This window comes from Rhizobium deserti (assembly GCF_004358025.1).
Taxonomy (GTDB): Bacteria; Pseudomonadota; Alphaproteobacteria; order Rhizobiales; family Rhizobiaceae; genus Neorhizobium; species Neorhizobium deserti.
Genome location: NZ_SMTL01000002.1, coordinates 606,888 through 622,335 on the forward strand (window position 1 = coordinate 606,888; position 15,448 = coordinate 622,335).

General features: G+C 60.4%; 13 protein-coding genes. 8 read left to right on the top strand and 5 right to left on the bottom strand.

The annotated features are described in order from the left end of the window. Positions 1-69 precede the first annotated feature (69 nt). Both E2F50_RS09315 and E2F50_RS09320 read right to left on the bottom strand, forming a co-directional pair. On the bottom strand, positions 70-759 hold the full coding sequence (locus tag E2F50_RS09315; protein WP_133315855.1) for a glutathione S-transferase family protein: 690 nt from the start codon (positions 757-759) through the stop codon (positions 70-72). Positions 760-966: 207 nt separating this feature from the next. Then, positions 967-1,686, bottom strand: coding sequence for a hypothetical protein (locus E2F50_RS09320; protein ID WP_133315856.1), 720 nt, complete (start codon positions 1,684-1,686; stop codon positions 967-969). A gap of 214 nt (positions 1,687-1,900) precedes the next feature. Here E2F50_RS09320 and E2F50_RS09325 point away from each other — a divergent pair, with 214 nt between their 5' ends. Next, positions 1,901-2,614, top strand: coding sequence for a Crp/Fnr family transcriptional regulator (locus E2F50_RS09325; protein ID WP_133315857.1), 714 nt, complete (start codon positions 1,901-1,903; stop codon positions 2,612-2,614). Positions 2,615-2,680: 66 nt separating this feature from the next. On the opposite strand, the gene E2F50_RS09330 is transcribed toward E2F50_RS09325, so the two are convergent. Beyond that, positions 2,681-3,559 (bottom strand): hypothetical protein, encoded by an 879-nt coding sequence (locus E2F50_RS09330; protein WP_133315858.1) that lies wholly within the window; start codon positions 3,557-3,559, stop codon positions 2,681-2,683. A 195-nt stretch (positions 3,560-3,754) separates the two neighbouring features. Between E2F50_RS09330 and E2F50_RS09335 the strand changes: the two genes are divergently transcribed. The 4 genes from E2F50_RS09335 (at position 3,755) to E2F50_RS09350 (ending at position 8,481) form a co-directional block, all read left to right on the top strand. Beyond that, on the top strand, positions 3,755-5,638 hold the full coding sequence (locus tag E2F50_RS09335; protein WP_133315859.1) for an ABC-F family ATP-binding cassette domain-containing protein: 1,884 nt from the start codon (positions 3,755-3,757) through the stop codon (positions 5,636-5,638). Positions 5,639-5,711: 73 nt separating this feature from the next. Then, positions 5,712-7,757, top strand: a complete 2,046-nt coding sequence (locus E2F50_RS09340) for a prolyl oligopeptidase family serine peptidase (protein WP_133315860.1) — start codon at positions 5,712-5,714, stop codon at positions 7,755-7,757. Positions 7,758-7,825: 68 nt separating this feature from the next. Then, complete coding sequence (locus tag E2F50_RS09345) at positions 7,826-8,089, top strand: type II toxin-antitoxin system VapB family antitoxin (RefSeq protein WP_133315861.1); 264 nt, start codon at positions 7,826-7,828, stop codon at positions 8,087-8,089. Then, positions 8,089-8,481, top strand: a complete 393-nt coding sequence (locus E2F50_RS09350; protein WP_133315862.1) for a type II toxin-antitoxin system VapC family toxin — start codon at positions 8,089-8,091, stop codon at positions 8,479-8,481. The genes E2F50_RS09345 and E2F50_RS09350 overlap by 1 nt, the downstream gene beginning before the upstream one ends. A 3-nt stretch (positions 8,482-8,484) precedes the next feature. Here the strand turns inward: E2F50_RS09350 and E2F50_RS09355 are convergent, their stop codons facing one another. Both E2F50_RS09355 and E2F50_RS09360 read right to left on the bottom strand, forming a co-directional pair. After that, a complete protein-coding gene (locus E2F50_RS09355; RefSeq protein ID WP_133315863.1) occupies positions 8,485-8,934 on the bottom strand; it encodes a DNA polymerase III subunit chi in 450 nt (149 codons plus the stop codon). Then, the gene (locus E2F50_RS09360) at positions 8,934-10,424 is read right to left on the bottom strand and encodes a leucyl aminopeptidase (protein ID WP_133315864.1); all 1,491 of its coding nucleotides are present in this window, start codon (positions 10,422-10,424) and stop codon (positions 8,934-8,936) included. The genes E2F50_RS09355 and E2F50_RS09360 overlap by 1 nt, the downstream gene beginning before the upstream one ends. Before the next feature lie 333 nt (positions 10,425-10,757). On the opposite strand from E2F50_RS09360, the gene E2F50_RS09365 reads away from it, so the two are divergent. From E2F50_RS09365 to E2F50_RS09375, 3 genes are read left to right on the top strand one after another with little or no spacing between them, the layout of a single operon-like run. Beyond that, the gene (locus E2F50_RS09365; RefSeq protein WP_133315865.1) at positions 10,758-11,933 is read left to right on the top strand and encodes an LptF/LptG family permease; all 1,176 of its coding nucleotides are present in this window, start codon (positions 10,758-10,760) and stop codon (positions 11,931-11,933) included. Continuing rightward, entirely contained in the window at positions 11,930-13,018 is a 1,089-nt protein-coding gene (lptG, locus tag E2F50_RS09370; protein WP_133315866.1) for an LPS export ABC transporter permease LptG, read from the top strand. Before E2F50_RS09365 ends, lptG begins: the two co-directional genes overlap by 4 nt. Then, a complete protein-coding gene (locus E2F50_RS09375; RefSeq protein WP_133315867.1) occupies positions 13,018-15,348 on the top strand; it encodes an LPS-assembly protein LptD in 2,331 nt (776 codons plus the stop codon). Before lptG ends, E2F50_RS09375 begins: the two co-directional genes overlap by 1 nt. Positions 15,349-15,448 lie beyond the last annotated feature (100 nt).

Genomic DNA, 15,448 nt, shown 5'->3' on the forward strand with positions numbered 1-15,448 from the left:
TTATTTCGCAGGGAAAGTGGGCGGTGTTTACCCGCCCCATTCAGTGGAAACAAGGGGGTTTGGCCAAATTCACGCCGCTGTCACATGACGTCCTATGCCATTGTGCAGGTCGAGGCAGCGTTCGAACCATAGTGCGACCGGATCATCCTCGGAAAACACCTTGGCACCTGCGGTGATCCGCATCCATTGCAGCGCGCCGAACAGAATGTAATCGGCAAACAAGGGCGTCTCTCCGCCGATGAAGTCCTGATATTGTAGCGTATGGCGGATGGGCTTCAGCTTTTCGGCAAAGCCGTCGATTTCGGCTTGGCGGGCAGCGTCTATCTCTTCCAGCGTTCTGCCGAAAAGGGCTTCGCGGCTCCGGCGAAAATCGACCTGATCCTTTTCGCCGAGCATGTCATGGATGTCCTTGACGGCAATCCGGGCGATGGCGGAATGCACCACCATCTGGGAAAAGCCTTCGACAAAGCGGGCGAGCGCCTTGCCGCCCTCGCCGCCGAACAAGGTCGGCCGATCCGGATAGGTCTGCTCCAGATACAGCGCAATCTCAAAGCTGTCGCGGATGAGCTCGTTGCCGTCCCGCAGGATCGGCACGGTTTTGGAAAAGCCGCCCTCAATCGTGGGGATCTCGGTAAAGGGCATAGGACGCTCGGTGAAATCCAGCTGCTTGTGGGCCAGGGCCTGCACCACTTTCCAGCAATGCGGTGAAAACGGCCGGCTTTCGTCGGCGCCACACAGCGAATAGAGGATACGGGTCATGATGGCGTCCTTCTTCAATTGCGTCTGAATCAGGACAGTTGGCGCAAGGCGCCCGGGAATCCAGTCAATAAAATCGATCGCCCGCATCAACAAAATAGAGCGAAGCCGTGATCATGCATGATTTCCACGAAGTTCAACCTTGAACACGCTCAAAAGGAATGCCGGCGTCCGGACGCCGGCATTCCTCCGCTCCCTCCCCTCGGACCCTCAGGCTTCCACGAACTGGTTCTGCTGTGTGAAGCGGACCTGGATATCGGTCACGCCGGCGAACGCGACTTCGAAGGCAGAGGACGAAATGGCCGTATCGATCACCTGTCCCTGGATGAAGGAACCAGCGATGATGTAATATTTCGGCTTCGGCGTGAACTGGTAAAGAAGGTTCGGCTCCAGCTGAACGGCGACGGCCGCCCTGCCCGCCATTGCGATACCGACATTGACGCTCATCTGCAGGCTGGCCTGCTGGACGGTGCTGGGAATGGTGTTGTCGGCCTGAGCAAGAATCAAACCAGGTGTGCCGCTCGTGGGATTGGTTGGGAAACCGGGCGCTCCGTTCGGAAACGGCCCCTGATAGGTGACGTTGACCGCATTGTGGTCATTGATCAGGACATCGACCTTGCTCGCCGTCTGAAACGAGCGGGGATTCAGCGTCGTTCCGAGGTTCTGGATGTAGCCCGCGGTTACCGCATAATCGATCGTCCACTTGAATTGTGAGGTGCTCGGATTGTCGGGGCTGCCGGAGGCCGCTCCGCCGATCATCCAGGCCAGTGATACCGGGTCGATCGACGGACCAACGATATCGGGTATGGTCTGGAACAGTGCGAACTGCTGAAACTTGGCGTTCTCGTTCAGCACCGTCAGTGAATAAGGCTGGCCCATCGGCGCCGCCAGCTGTGCGCTTATGAGAGCTTGTCCCATCAGTAGTGTCATGTTCCCACTCCTCGATTGTAACCGGCCGACCGCACTATGCGGACCTGGTCCGTGCCGGGCGATGCCCGTTCGGCGTGGTATTCACCCGCCGCAACCACAACCTAGGATACTTATTTTCTGGAATATGTTCCGTGAGTGACAACTTATGTTTGCGTCGGTGATAAAAAATGGACCCTGCACTTGGGCATGGTTGGAACCGCGGATGGCCAGTTGAATGAGACCGATCAGCAGTCAAAAAATCATCGAAGAAATCAGGAGCGTTGAAATCTTCAAGCAGATCGACCCCGCTATCTTCAAGTTATTGATCGAGAAATCCCATGTCAGCGCCTATCGGGACGGTCACGCCTTGTTCTTTTCGGGGGACGAGTGTCTTCATCTCCAAATCATCATTTCCGGCGGCGTGCAGCTGCACTTCGCATCGCAAGAAGGCGCTGAAGTCATCTTCTCAGAAATGCAATCAGGGGATGTGCTCGGCGAAGTCGAAATGACGCTCGACTGCCGGCACTCGTTCAATGCCGTGGTCTGCGGCAAGACAAGATTGCTCGAGATCGACCGGAAGACCTTCAGGGAACTAGCAAAGGTTCCGCAGATCTCGTCCTTCCTGATCCGTGCAGTCGCTCGCAAGCTTCACCAAACAACGGCCTTTGCGGAAGGCATGGCTCTTTATCCGCTGGAAACCCGGCTGGCGCGCCTGCTTCTCAGCCTTGGCGCCGCCCATGGGAGATCCGTCCATGGCGGCATCCTGATCGAAAAGGCGATTTCCCAGAGCCGGATGGGACAGCTCATCAACGCCAGCAGGCCGCGGATCAATGCGCAGCTGCAGGCTTGGAAGAGTGAGCAGCTGATCGGCATAAGCCAGCACAAGATCGTCATCATGAACAAGCGGTCTCTGGAGATCATCTCACGCCGTTCCGATGCCATCTGCTGAGGCGCGGCCTTCGCCACAGGAGCCGGAAGCGGAGCGACGAGCACCTGCCGCCCCGCTTTTCCGTCGCTATTGGCAGCCACCCTTGACATAGGCGACCATGGCCGTCGTGACATCCGTAAAACTTGCGCCGTAAACGTGATCAGGCGCACCTCCGGAAACAACGCTGACGACTTTCGTTGTATCGGTGGGCAGGAACCAGGCACCGCCGCTCGCACCGCCGCCATACATGGGGTGCGGCTGAGCATCGAAAGCATTGCCTGCCTTGACGACGATGCGCGCCGTTTCACGGTACATATACTCGCCGCCCTCCAGCCGGCCTGGATAGCCAGTGATCGTCACGTCGTCGTCGAGATTGGCGGTGTTTATGCCGAGCTGGTAGTTGCCGACGGTGGAGGGGGTCGTGGTCCGCAGCATCGAATAATCGTATTGCGACCGGCCCAGGCTCGGGGGATCTTCGGCAACGGGCAGCCATGCGGTCAGCACCGCGGCCTTGTCTATGGTGTGAAACGGAACCGCCGCCCCGGCATAACCAGGATAAAAACGAATATTGCTGGCTGAGCCGTTTTTCCACATGCTGTGGCCGGCAGCGAGCACGATGTTGTCATCCGCCACGAACTGCGCACTTGCCGAGTAGTCAATGCCGCCGCGGGTAAAGAACAGCTTCCCACCGTATTTGTAGGGCGCCTGGTCTACTGGAGCACGCTCGGCTACGGCTCCCAGCAAGCCCTTCAGCTGCGGGCTGAGGTTCCTTTTCTCAGGCGCAAGAGATTCGCCATCGGGAACCGCATTGGCAAGCCGTTCCGCCGTCCAATATTCCGTCGGGGCCGCCGTCATCTGCGTACCTGACGGATTCCAGCACGTGTAGTCGGCAGTTTCGGCGACGGAAGAGTTCATCAGTGCCGGTATCGAGACCGCCAAGACCGCTATTGCGCGCATATTCATCATCTTTCAGATCCTCCACATGGGTTGTAGTCAGACAAAGGCAAAGGCGTATTGTCAGAGCCATACTACCCCCGCGGGCAATTCTGTTCTGTTTCGCGCGGTACAGGCGGCGGTGGTGGCGGCGAGACCTCGCACTCATGCGCCCGCCGCCGGCAACAACCCTTGTCATCCGGTCGGCTTTGCGCCAAAACCGCCGCCATGATTACAATTACGGATCTTTCCGCTCGAATTGCCGGGCGCCTCCTCCTCGACAATGCCAGCGTGACGCTTCCGGCGGGCACGAAGGCGGGCCTCGTGGGCCGCAATGGCGCCGGCAAATCCACCCTGTTCAAGCTCATCACCGGCGAGATGGGATCGGAAACGGGTTCTGTCTCCTATCCGAAGAGCGCCAGGCTCGGCCAGGTGGCGCAGGAGGCACCGGGCACCGAGGATTCGCTGATCTCGATCGTGCTCGCCGCTGACAAGGAGCGCGCCGCGCTGATGGCGGAATCGGAGACTGCCACCGATCCCCATCGCATTGCCGACATCCAGATGCGCCTCGTCGACATCGACGCCCATTCGGCGGAAGCGCGCGCCGCCAGCATTCTTGCCGGCCTCGGTTTTTCGCAGGAAGCACAGTCTCGGCCCGCCTCGTCATTTTCGGGCGGCTGGCGCATGCGCGTCGCGCTCGCCTCCGTACTGTTTGCGGAACCGGACCTGCTGCTGCTCGATGAGCCGACCAATTATCTCGATCTCGAAGGCACGCTGTGGCTGGAGGACTATATCCGCCGCTATCCGCACACCGTCATCATCATCAGCCACGACCGTGACCTTTTGAACAATGCGGTCAATTCGATCGTCCATCTCGATCAGAAGAAGCTGACCTTCTACCGCGGCGGCTACGACCAGTTCGAGCGGCAGAAGGCCGAGAACGACGAGCTGCAGACTAAGGCCAAGGCGAAGAACGACGCGGCCCGCAAACACCTGCAGACCTTCATCGACCGCTTCAAGGCCAAGGCTTCCAAGGCTAAGCAGGCACAGAGCCGCGTCAAGGCGCTGGAGCGCATGGGCACTGTCGCCTCGGTCATCGAGGACCACGTTCAGCCGATTACCTTTCCGGAACCGGAAAAGCAGCCCGCCTCGCCAATCATCGCGGTGGAAAACGGTTCGGTCGGATACGAGCCGGGCAAGCCGATCCTCAAGAACATCACGTTGCGCATCGACAATGACGACCGCATCGCGCTGCTCGGGTCGAACGGCAACGGCAAGTCGACCTTCGCCAAATTCATCTCCGGACGGCTTGCGGCCGAAAGCGGCAACATCAAGCTGGCGCCGAGCCTGAAGATCGGCTTTTTCGCCCAGCACCAGCTGGACGACCTGGTTCCCGGCGATTCTCCCGTCGAGCATGTGCGCCGGCTGATGCCGGCAGCACCCGAAGCCAAGGTGCGCGCCCGCGTCGCCCAGATGGGACTGGCGACCGAAAAGATGGCCACCGCCGCCAAGGATCTTTCCGGCGGCGAAAAGGCACGCCTGCTGATGGGGCTCGCCTCCTTCCACGCGCCGAACCTGCTGATCCTCGACGAACCGACCAACCATCTGGACATCGACAGCCGCCGGGCGCTGATCGAAGCGCTCAACGATTATGACGGCGCCGTCATCCTGATTTCCCACGATCGCCACCTGATCGAGGCGACCGTCGACCGCCTCTGGCTCGTCAACGAGGGCACGGTCAAAACCTTCGAGGGCGACCTCGAGGAATACCGCAACCTGATCGTCAGCTCCGGTAAAAAAAAAGAAGAAAAAATTGAACTGACCGATGATCCTTCCTCCAAGGCGGACCAGCGCAAGGCGAATGCTGAAAAGCGCGCGACACTGGCGCCCTTGAAGAAGAAGATCAACGAAATCGAGGCCTTGACCGCGAAACTGGAGAAGCTGATTCAGGCGCTTGATAAAGAGCTTGCGGATCCGCAGCTCTACGAAAAGGCGCCGGCCAAAGCCGCCCAGAAGGTCAAGGAACGCGGCGAAGCGGCGGCAAAGCTATCCGCCGCCGAGGAAGATTGGCTGATGCTGTCGTCGGAATATGAAGAGGCCATGGCGTCCTGACATTCGGTCTCCATCGGCATTGCCGACAAGCCGATTGATGACTAGGTATCGACCTCCTTGAACGGAGGCAGACATGGACCTTTTTCTCGAGACCGACAACGACCCCCAGACGCTGGAGTTTGTTGCAGAGCGCAATCTGGCAGCGCAGCAGACGCTGTCGACGCCGGAATTCGAGGCTGATCGTGATGCCATCAAGGCAATGATCGAGCGAGAAGACAGGCTGATCGTCCCCAGCCGTCGGGGCAGATGGCTTTTCGACTTCCACCAGAGCCGCGACAATCCGCTCGGGATCTGGCGGCGCCTGCCGGCTGATCAGGAGCCTCGGTCCGATGCCCCCTGGGAACCGGTATTCAATCTCGACGCCTTCTGCGAGAGCGAAGGCAAGCGCTGGATCTTTCGGGGCGCCCTCACCTCTCCGTTCGAACCGACCCGCGTTCTGCTGCAGCTGTCCGACGGCGGTTCCGACCTCCTGCGCCTTGTCGAGTTCGATGCAGAAGCCAAGGCGTTCGTCGAGGGCGGCTTCGATACGCCTGCCGTGCGCGCCCATGCCAACTGGCTGAACCGTGACGAGATCTGTTATTTCGGCTCGATCGATACGTATTCCGCAACCCGGTCCGGCTGGCCGCGGGTCGGCCGTCGCCTGAAGCGCGGCCAGAAGCCGGAAGACGCCGCCATCCTCTACGAGGCGGGCGAAAACGACGTCTACGGCGCCGCCATGCTCATCGATCCGCTGTTCTGGAGGGGCTCGCCTAGCGAGAAGCAGATCACCCTATTCTTTGCCGGCCACGAGATCGGCAAGATGAGCGCCTTCGTGACCCAGGCGGACGGTGCCCTCACCCGGCTGGACCTGCCGGTCGACATCGACCTTTCGATCAACCACGATCACGCCCTTTGGCGGGCCAAGACCGACGAGCGCTTTCCGAGCGGCACGCTCATCCTGCAGGGCTGCGATCCTTCGGCGGCCATTCCGCTCCAGAAGCCGGAGCGCATCCTGTTTTCACCGCAGGAGGGGCAGTCCATCCAGCAGTTCAGCTTGCTGCGCGACTGGTGCGTATTCATCGTCAGCGACCGCCTGAAACCGCGGCTGTTCCTTTTGGATCTCGCCAAGCCTGCAGTGCTCCCGGAAGAGCTGCCTTTGCCGCCCGAGCTCCAGTCGGTCTCGTTCCGGCTGCTCGATGCCGATCTCACGCTCGGCGAACAGACGCTGCAGCTCGTCGGCCAGGGTTTCCTGCAGCCGCAGACGCGCTACCTTCTGGCGCTGGACGATCGGAGCCACCCACCGCAGCTGCAACGCCTCGATACGGCGCCCTCCTATTTCGATGCCGAGGGCATGCGCTCGGAGCTTCTCGAAGCCACCTCCGCGGACGGCACCAAGGTTCCCTATCATATTGTCCTGCCGAAGAGCTGGGTGCCCGGCGAGCTACCGGTGCTGGAATATGGCTATGGCGGTTTCGAATCGCCATTGTCGCCCTATTATTCCGGGGTTAACGGGCTTTGGCTCAGCCATGGCGGCGCCTTCGTGCAGGCCTATATCCGCGGCGGCGGCGAGTTCGGACCGGACTGGCACCGGGTCGCCAAGCGCAACGGCCGGTATAAAGCATTCGAGGATTTCGTCGCCGTCGCCCGTGACCTGGTGGCGCGCGGCTACACCAATCCGTCGCGCATCGCCTGCACCGGCGGCAGCAATGGCGGGCTGCTGACGGCCGTCATGCTGACGCGCTACCCTGAGGATTTCGGCGCCGTCTGGACCCGGGTGCCCGTCATCGACATGGCGCGCTTCCATCTCTTCCCTGCCGGAAAGGCCTGGATGGACGAATACGGCAACCCGGACGAGCCGGCCGATCTGGATTTCCTCCTCGCCTATTCACCGCTGCACCAGGTCAAGCCGGCGGCGGAAGTCGACTATCCGCCGGTCTATATCGAAAGCTCGTCCAACGACGACCGGGTGCATCCATCGCATGCCCGGCGCTTTGCCAAGCGGCTGGAGGACGTGGGTCACCGGCCGCTTTTTCAGGAGTTCGGTTCTGGCGGCCACGGCGGTAGCGGCAACTCGTCCGAACAGGCAGCCCGCACCGCCATGGGCTATAGCTTCCTGCGCCAGTCGATCATCCGCGACTGAACGCGCCGATCGCTTGTCTGCCTCGTGAATATACACTACCTTCACCTGTATATTCACGAGGTGCCGCCATGCCCCTTTACGTTCGCGACGAGCGCGTCAACCAGCTGGCCGAACAGGCCCGCAAGATCCTCAAGGCCCCGACCAAGACCGACGCCATCCGGCAGGCGCTGGAGCGTGTGGTGGTGCAGGAGCCGCCGGCGTCTCATGAAGAGAAATCCGAGCCGACTTTGGCAGAAAGGCTGAAGGCTATCCAGGATGAGGTCAAGCGACTTGGGCGACCAAATCCGGATTTCGACGACAAGGCGTTTCTCGACGAGATGTGGGAAATCTGATGTTCTTCGACACGTCGGCGATCATGGAATTTCTGCTCGATGGCCCGAAGGCATCGGAACTCCTTGCAAAGCTCCAGGATGCCAACGGACCACACTCGACCAATCCCATGGTGATCTACGAGGCGGCAGTCGTGCTTGCCGGAAAGGAAAATTTTTCCGTAACGGAAGCCGAAAGGCTCGTCCGGTCCCTGCTGGGCGCCATGGATATTGCCGTTGTATCGATTGACGATCAAACCGCTTCGGCAGCTATCGAGGCCTTTGCCCGCTACGGCAAGGGCCGTCATCCGGCCAGGCTGAATTTCGGCGATTGCTTCTCCTATGCCGGTGCAAAAGCCGCGGACGCTCCACTCCTGTATGTCGGCGAAGACTTCGCGCGGACCGATTTAGCTTAAGCGTCAGGCCTTCTTCACCCAACGCCCTTCTTCCGATTGCTGCCAATAGGTCAGCGCATGTCCCTCGCCCTTGAGGTTTTTCCACTGAGCGCGGGCAGTTTCGAGCTGTATCTGATCATGACCGTCGAACATGAACACGACGCGCGTATAATCGCCAAGCGGCGGCGGATCCGCACCGTCGACGACGAAGCGCACGCTTGCCTGGTTGCGGTTCTCGTTTGTCGCCGTCAAAAGCACAGGCTGCGCGTCGGACATGGGCGCCTCATCGGTGCCGTGCGGCAGGAAACTGTCGTCGCGAAAGATCCAGAGATGGGCGTCGAGCATGTCCCGCCGCGCCTCCGCATTGGTCTGCACGACGACCTTCCAGCCCCGCTCGACGCTTTTCTCCAAAAGCGCCGGCAGAGCCTCTTCGAGCTTGGATTCGGTCAGGTGATAGAACAGGATTTCCGTCATCAGCCTTCATAATGCGCACGAACGAGCTCGTCGAGAAGCCGCACGCCAAAACCCGAGCCCCAGGACTGATTGATCTCGTTGGCCGGAGAATTTAGGGCCGTGGCGGCAATGTCGAGATGCGCCCAAGGCGTATCGCCGACGAAGCGCTTGAGGAACTGCGCAGCCGTGATCGATCCGCCGTGCCGTCCGCCGGTATTCTTCATGTCGGCGAACTTGGAGTCGATCATCTTGTCGTATTCCTTGCCGAGGGGCATGCGCCAAAGCTTCTCGCCCGTTGCCTGTCCGGCCGCGCTCAGATGGCCAGCCAGCACATCGTCATTGGAGAACAGTCCGGCATGGACATTGCCGAGTGCCACCATGATGGCTCCGGTCAATGTCGCCAGATTGACCATGAATTTCGGCTTGAACCGATCGTTACAGTACCAGAGCGCGTCACCCAGAACGAGGCGCCCTTCCGCATCGGTGTTGATGATCTCGATCGTCTGGCCGGACATGGAGGTGACGATGTCGCCCGGACGCTGGGCATTGCCGTCCGGCATGTTCTCGACGAGACCGATGATGCCGACCACATTGACCTTCGCCTTGCGGGCGGCGAGCACATGCATGAGCCCGGTCACCGCAGCGGCGCCGCCCATATCGCCCTTCATATCCTCCATGCCGGCGCCGGGCTTGATGGAAATGCCGCCCGAATCGAAGACCACGCCCTTGCCGACAAAGGCGATCGGCGCTTCCTTGCCCTTGGCTCCCTTCCACTGCATCACGGCCAGTCGCGGCGGGCGCACCGAGCCCTGGGCGACGCCCAGCAGCGCGCCCATGCCGAGCTTCTTCATGTCCTTTTCCGTGAGAATCTCCACATCTACGCCGAGCTTTTCCAGCTCCTTCGCCTTGTCGGCAAATTCTACGGGCCCCAGCACGTTCGGCGGCAGGTTGACGAGGTCGCGGGCAAGGTTGACGCCGCCGGCCACCGCCTCCGAATTGGAGAACGCAATCTCGGCTGCTGCCGCATCGGCAGTGACGATCGTCACCTGGACCTTTTTGGAAACCTTGTCCTCGTCGTCAGCCTTCTTCGTCTTGTAGGTATCGAAGCTATAGGCGCGCAACAGCATGCCGAGCGCAAAGTCGGCAGCCTCTCGACTGCCGACATGGAGGCCGGGCGCGTCAACAAAGATCGTGACCCTGTTCATCGCCTTGACGGTTGCAGCCGCCGCGCCGCCGGCACGGATCCAATCGTAAGCGGTTATCGCTTCGGCCTTTCCCAGCCCCAATACGACCAGACGATCCGCCGGAGAGCCCTGCGGCGCGATGATGTCCAAGGTCTTCATCGCTTTACCCGAGAATTTCGAGATTTCCGCTGCCCGAACCGCGACATTGGCGGGGTCGGCTTCCGCTGCGCCGGCCGCGATTGCGTCGCCGGCCAGCTTCAGCTGGATCACCAGTCCTCCGTCAATGCGGGCAGAGGCGGCGAAGGCAATATCAAGTTTCACGGACATAACGGCTCCAGGCATTTTCGGCAAACAACGAGCGTCGATCATCCCCGTTTCGAGCCTGAACGCAAGGGCGAGATGTGCAATCGAGGCGTATCGCCGATGCCTGCGCGTCCGAAGGCTTCGTCGCAACAAGCGCAACCTCGCTTTCAGGCTGTTCGTGGCCGGCGCCGGCGGCGCGGCCGTGGCGCGTAATATTTCGAAATGTCACAACGGCAAAGAAAACGGGTGCCGCCAACATTTTTGTGACATATGGACTGTCGCAATGGCCGCACCAATCGCTTAGATAGGCGCGACGGTCATCGCGGGATGGCAGGACGGGCAAGACATCGGGCGGGAATGAAGCTTCTCGAAATCTACATACTGCGCCGCATTTTTCAGATGTTCCTGGTGACGCTCCTTCCGGTCCTCACCATCATCTGGACGATACAGGTGCTCGGGCGCATCAACCTGGTTACCGATACGGGCCAGTCGATGGGCTCGTTCATGCTGCTCGCCACTTACATCCTGCCGACCATCATTCCCGTCGTCCTCCCCTTCGCGCTGGTCATCGGCATTACCCAGACCCTGACGGCGATGAACAACGATTCGGAACTGCCTGTCATCGACGCTGCAGGCTCGGGCCGTAGCATCATCTATCGACCGGTCATCCTTCTGGCCGTCGCCCTCGGCCTCGGATCCTTCGTGATCACCAATTTCGTTGAGCCGGAATCGCGGCTTGGCGCGCGCCAGATGGTGGCCGCCGCCTATGCGGACCTTCTGTCTTCGGTTATCGAAGAAAAGACTTTCCGCAGCATCGAGGACGGCCTTTACGTGCAGATCTCGGAGCGGCATTCCGGACGGGTCCTGCGCGGCCTGTTCATTGTCGACTACCGGGACCCGAACTTCGACCTGATCTATTATGCCCGCGAAGGATCGGTGGATCCGGGCGGCACGTCGCTGACCATGCGTGACGGCGAAGTGCACCGCAAGGCGCCGGATGGGCGGATTTCGATCGTCAAATTCGCCTCCTATGCTTTCGACCTGTCGGCCATGACTAAGTCGGAAGGCGGGCTGCCGCTTTATTCGGGCGACCGCAGCCTCGGATTCCTTCTCAATCCTGACCCCACCGATCCCGTTTACGCCAAGTCACCAGGTGCTTTCCGCAGTGAGCTGAACCGCCGGCTATCCGACTGGATGTTCCCGATCGCCTTTGCACTGATTTCCCTGGTGGTGGCCGGCAATACGCGGTCGCACCGCCAGACGCGCCTGCACCCGATGGTCTATGCCCTCGCCTGCGCCTTCCTGCTGCGCTGGGTGGGCTTTTCGGTCACTAATGCGACCGAGCGGAACGGTGCCTATAGCCCGCTCGTTTATGCCGTTCCGCTCGTCAGCTGTGCGATTGCCGGCTATATGCTGGCCACCAACAGGCAGCTGCAAATGCCGCGCGCCATCAGCCGCAGCCTGACGAGAACCGGAGACCTGCTGCGCAGCCGCTTTGCTTCTTCGCCCAAGTCCGGTGGAGGTGCGGCATGATCTTCTCGACTCTCGGGCGCTATTTCTTCCGCCGCTACATCGTCACCGCGCTGTGGTTCCTGCTTGGCGTCAGCGCCATCATCTTCCTTGCCGATTTCAGCGAAACCAGCCGCCGCCTTTCCGGTTTTTCCGGCTACACGGTTGCCGGCGCCCTGGCGATGACGGCGATGCGGGTGCCGCTCATCCTGCAGCAGACGATCCCGACGCTCAGCCTGTTCATCGGCATGACCGTGCTGATCGCACTCAACCGACGTTACGAACTGGTGGTGACGCGCGCCGCCGGCATTTCGGTCTGGCAGTTCGTCATGCCCTTTGCGATCGGCGCCCTGCTGATCGGGCTTGCCACCCTGCTGATCATCAATCCGCTGGCCGCCTGGGGACAGCGCGAATCGATCTCGCTGGAAAGCAGCTGGCGGCAGGCAAGCGGCCGGGCCAAGCCTTCAAACTTCGTCCCATGGATCCGGCAGATCAGCGGCGACGAGGACACCATCATCGGCGCCAAGAGCTATCGCAGCAGCGGAACCGAGCTGATCGACGTCGTCCTTTTCCACTTCGACAAGGACGGCGCCGTGACGATGCGGCAGGACGCTAAGACGGCGAAGTTGGAAGATGGTTACTGGCAGCTTAACGAGGTTCTGGAGAATCGCCCCGGCGAGATTCCGGCTCGTCGCGAAAGCGTGCAGGTCCGTACCAACCTGAGACAGGAATATATCCAGGAAAGCCTATCGCAGCCGGAAACCGTTGCGTTCTTTGATCTTTCCCGGAAGATCGAGATCGGCAAATCCTTCGGGATCTCTACGAAGCCGCTCGAGACTCAGTTCCATTCGCTGCTTTCGCTGCCGGTCCTGCTCGTCGCGATGACGCTCATTGCTGCAACAGTATCGTTAAAATTCAGCCGCTTCGCCCAGTCTCGCTCGATGATTCTGGGTGGAATAGTTTCCGGCTTCGTGCTTTATGTCGTGACAGTGCTTGTGAAGGCATTCGGGAGCAGCGGGGCGATTCCTCCTTTTGTGGCGGTCTGGATTCCAGTCATCGTCGCAAGTGCGTTGGGCGCTACAATTCTGCTTCATCAGGAGGATGGCTAGTGGCGGTAAGTGACCGCAAGAATATTAGACGGCTCGCCGCCGCCCTGCTGACAGGTGTGTCTGTTTTCTGCGTAATCGGCGTTACCGCGACCTATTCGCATGCGCAGAATCTCCTGCCGTCGGCCGATAGCGACGCCAAGATGCTGCTGCGGGCGAACGAGCTTGTCTACAATCAGGACAGCAAGCGCGTCACCGCCACCGGTGGCGTGCAGATCTACTATAACCGCTACCGCATGGTGGCGCAGCGGGTCGAATACGATCAGGAAACCGGCCGCGTCATGGCGACCGGCAATATCGAATTCATCGAACCGAGCGGCAACCGCGTTTACGCCGAAGAACTCGACGTCACGGACGATTTCGGCCAGGGCTTCCTGAACTCCTTGCGCGTTGAGACTACCGACAATACCCGACTGGCTGCCGAAAGTGCGGAGCGCCAGCCGGGCGACGTGATGGTCCTCAACAACACCGTCTACACCGCCTGCCTTCCCTGCGCCGAGACGCCCGGCAAGGCGCCACTGTGGCAGGTGAAGGCGCAGCGCGTGGTGCGTAACGGCCAGACCCATACGATCCGCCTGGAGCGGGCTCAGTTCGAACTGTTTGGCCTGTCGCTCGGACAGTTGCCCTTCGCGATCGAAGTGCCGGACGAAACGGTCGAACGCAAGTCGGGCCTTCTGTTTCCCAGGTTCAGCGCCAGCGACAATCTTGGCTTCGGCGTCAGCGTTCCCTATTACCATGTCTTTTCGCCGAGCATGGATGCGACGATCACGCCGACCTTCTACAGCAGCCAGGGACTGCTGGTCGAAGGGGAAGTCCGCAACAGGTTCGAAAACGGCGAGCACACGTTCCGCTTTGCCGGCATCAACCAGCGGCAGCCCGACAATTTCGACGTCGGTTCCAGCGACCGCGCGGAAGACGGGCGTCTTCTGGTCGCATCCAAGGCCGATTTCCAGATCAATCCGCGCTGGACCTTCGGCTGGAACGTCATGGCGCAGAGCGACAACAATTTCGCGCGCACCTATGACATCAAGGACCTCGACAAGGACACCTTCACCAACGATCTCTACCTGACAGGTCTTGGCCGGCGGAATTATTTTGACCTGCACGCCTATTACTTCGACGTGCAGGACAATGACGTCAACAACTCGCTGGAACGGCAGCAGGCAGTCGTTTATCCGGTCCTCGACTATGAGTACTACGCGCCCGAGCCGGTCGCCGGCGGCCAATTGTCCATCACCGCCAATCTGACCAATCTCTCGCGCCGTGAAGAGGACTCCTATTTTGAGGGAACCAGCGTTCGCTTCCCCGGCCTCGAAGGCGACTACAGCCGCTTCACCACCGAAGCCGAATGGAAGCGCACCTTTACCACCTCCGGTGGACTGCTGCTGACACCGATCCTCGCTGCCCGCGCGGACGGCCTGCACCATTCCATGTCCGATCTCGGTGCAGCTTACGAAGGCGATCTGGAGCCCGACGGCACGAACGGCCGCTACATGCTCACGGCTGGCCTGGAAGCGCGCTATCCCATCCTCATCAGCGGGGCCGGTGGCAGCCACATCATCGAGCCGATCGCGCAGGTTTACGCGCGCCCGGACGAACAGATGGCCGGCGGCCTGCCGAACGAAGATGCTCAGAGCTTCGTCTTCGACGCGACCAGCCTTTTCGAGCGCGACAAATTCTCCGGCTTCGACCGCGTCGAAGGCGGCACTCGTGCCAATGTCGGCTTCCGGTATACCGGCTCGCTCGACAACGGCATCGGGTTGCGCGGCATTTTCGGCCAGTCCTACCAGCTTGGCGGCCAGAACTCGTTCGCTACCGAAGACCTTGTTCAGGCAGGCGCGGAGTCGGGACTGGAAACAAAACGTTCCGATTATGTCTCCATGGCCGCCATCGACCTTCCGCAGGGCTTCAACCTGGCGCTCAACACGCGATTTGACGAGAAGAGCTTCGACGTCAAGCGCACCGACGTCTCGTTTGGCTATACGACACCTCGCATCAGCGGAAAGCTGGTCTATACGCAGGTGGATGCACAGCCAGAATATGGCGATGACGATCGGACGGAAGTGCTGAAGAACTCGATGAACCTTCGGATCAACGAGAACTGGTCGCTGGCCGGATCCGCCAGCTGGGATTTCACCGATAACGAAATCCTGCGGCGCGGCGTCGGCATCAGTTATGCAGATGAATGCACGATCTTCACGCTCGCCTATACGGACAAGCCGTCGAGCACCGATGCCAATGACTGGACGGTCAGCGCGCGCCTTAGTTTCCGGACGCTGGGCGATATCAATATCGGCTCGACGTCAGACTATGATGAAAGTTTCCGTAACTAGCCGGCGCTGGAGCTTTCGTCACGGTTTTGCCGCAACGATTGTGCAAGCGGGCAAGAATAGCTTAGTATAACCGTCCGGACGGAGAATTCGGATCGGAAAG

Coding starts and splice junctions, on each gene's coding strand:
- E2F50_RS09345 (WP_133315861.1), top strand. CDS start 7,826: ATGCCCCTTTACGTTCGCGACGAGCGCGTCAACCAGCTGGCCGAACAG.
- E2F50_RS09360 (WP_133315864.1), bottom strand. CDS start 10,424: ATGTCCGTGAAACTTGATATTGCCTTCGCCGCCTCTGCCCGCATTGAC.
- E2F50_RS09335 (WP_133315859.1), top strand. CDS start 3,755: ATGATTACAATTACGGATCTTTCCGCTCGAATTGCCGGGCGCCTCCTC.
- E2F50_RS09320 (WP_133315856.1), bottom strand. CDS start 1,686: ATGACACTACTGATGGGACAAGCTCTCATAAGCGCACAGCTGGCGGCG.
- lptG (WP_133315866.1), top strand. CDS start 11,930: ATGATCTTCTCGACTCTCGGGCGCTATTTCTTCCGCCGCTACATCGTC.
- E2F50_RS09340 (WP_133315860.1), top strand. CDS start 5,712: ATGGACCTTTTTCTCGAGACCGACAACGACCCCCAGACGCTGGAGTTT.
- E2F50_RS09315 (WP_133315855.1), bottom strand. CDS start 759: ATGACCCGTATCCTCTATTCGCTGTGTGGCGCCGACGAAAGCCGGCCG.
- E2F50_RS09350 (WP_133315862.1), top strand. CDS start 8,089: ATGTTCTTCGACACGTCGGCGATCATGGAATTTCTGCTCGATGGCCCG.
- E2F50_RS09325 (WP_133315857.1), top strand. CDS start 1,901: ATGAGACCGATCAGCAGTCAAAAAATCATCGAAGAAATCAGGAGCGTT.
- E2F50_RS09330 (WP_133315858.1), bottom strand. CDS start 3,559: ATGATGAATATGCGCGCAATAGCGGTCTTGGCGGTCTCGATACCGGCA.
- E2F50_RS09355 (WP_133315863.1), bottom strand. CDS start 8,934: ATGACGGAAATCCTGTTCTATCACCTGACCGAATCCAAGCTCGAAGAG.
- E2F50_RS09365 (WP_133315865.1), top strand. CDS start 10,758: ATGAAGCTTCTCGAAATCTACATACTGCGCCGCATTTTTCAGATGTTC.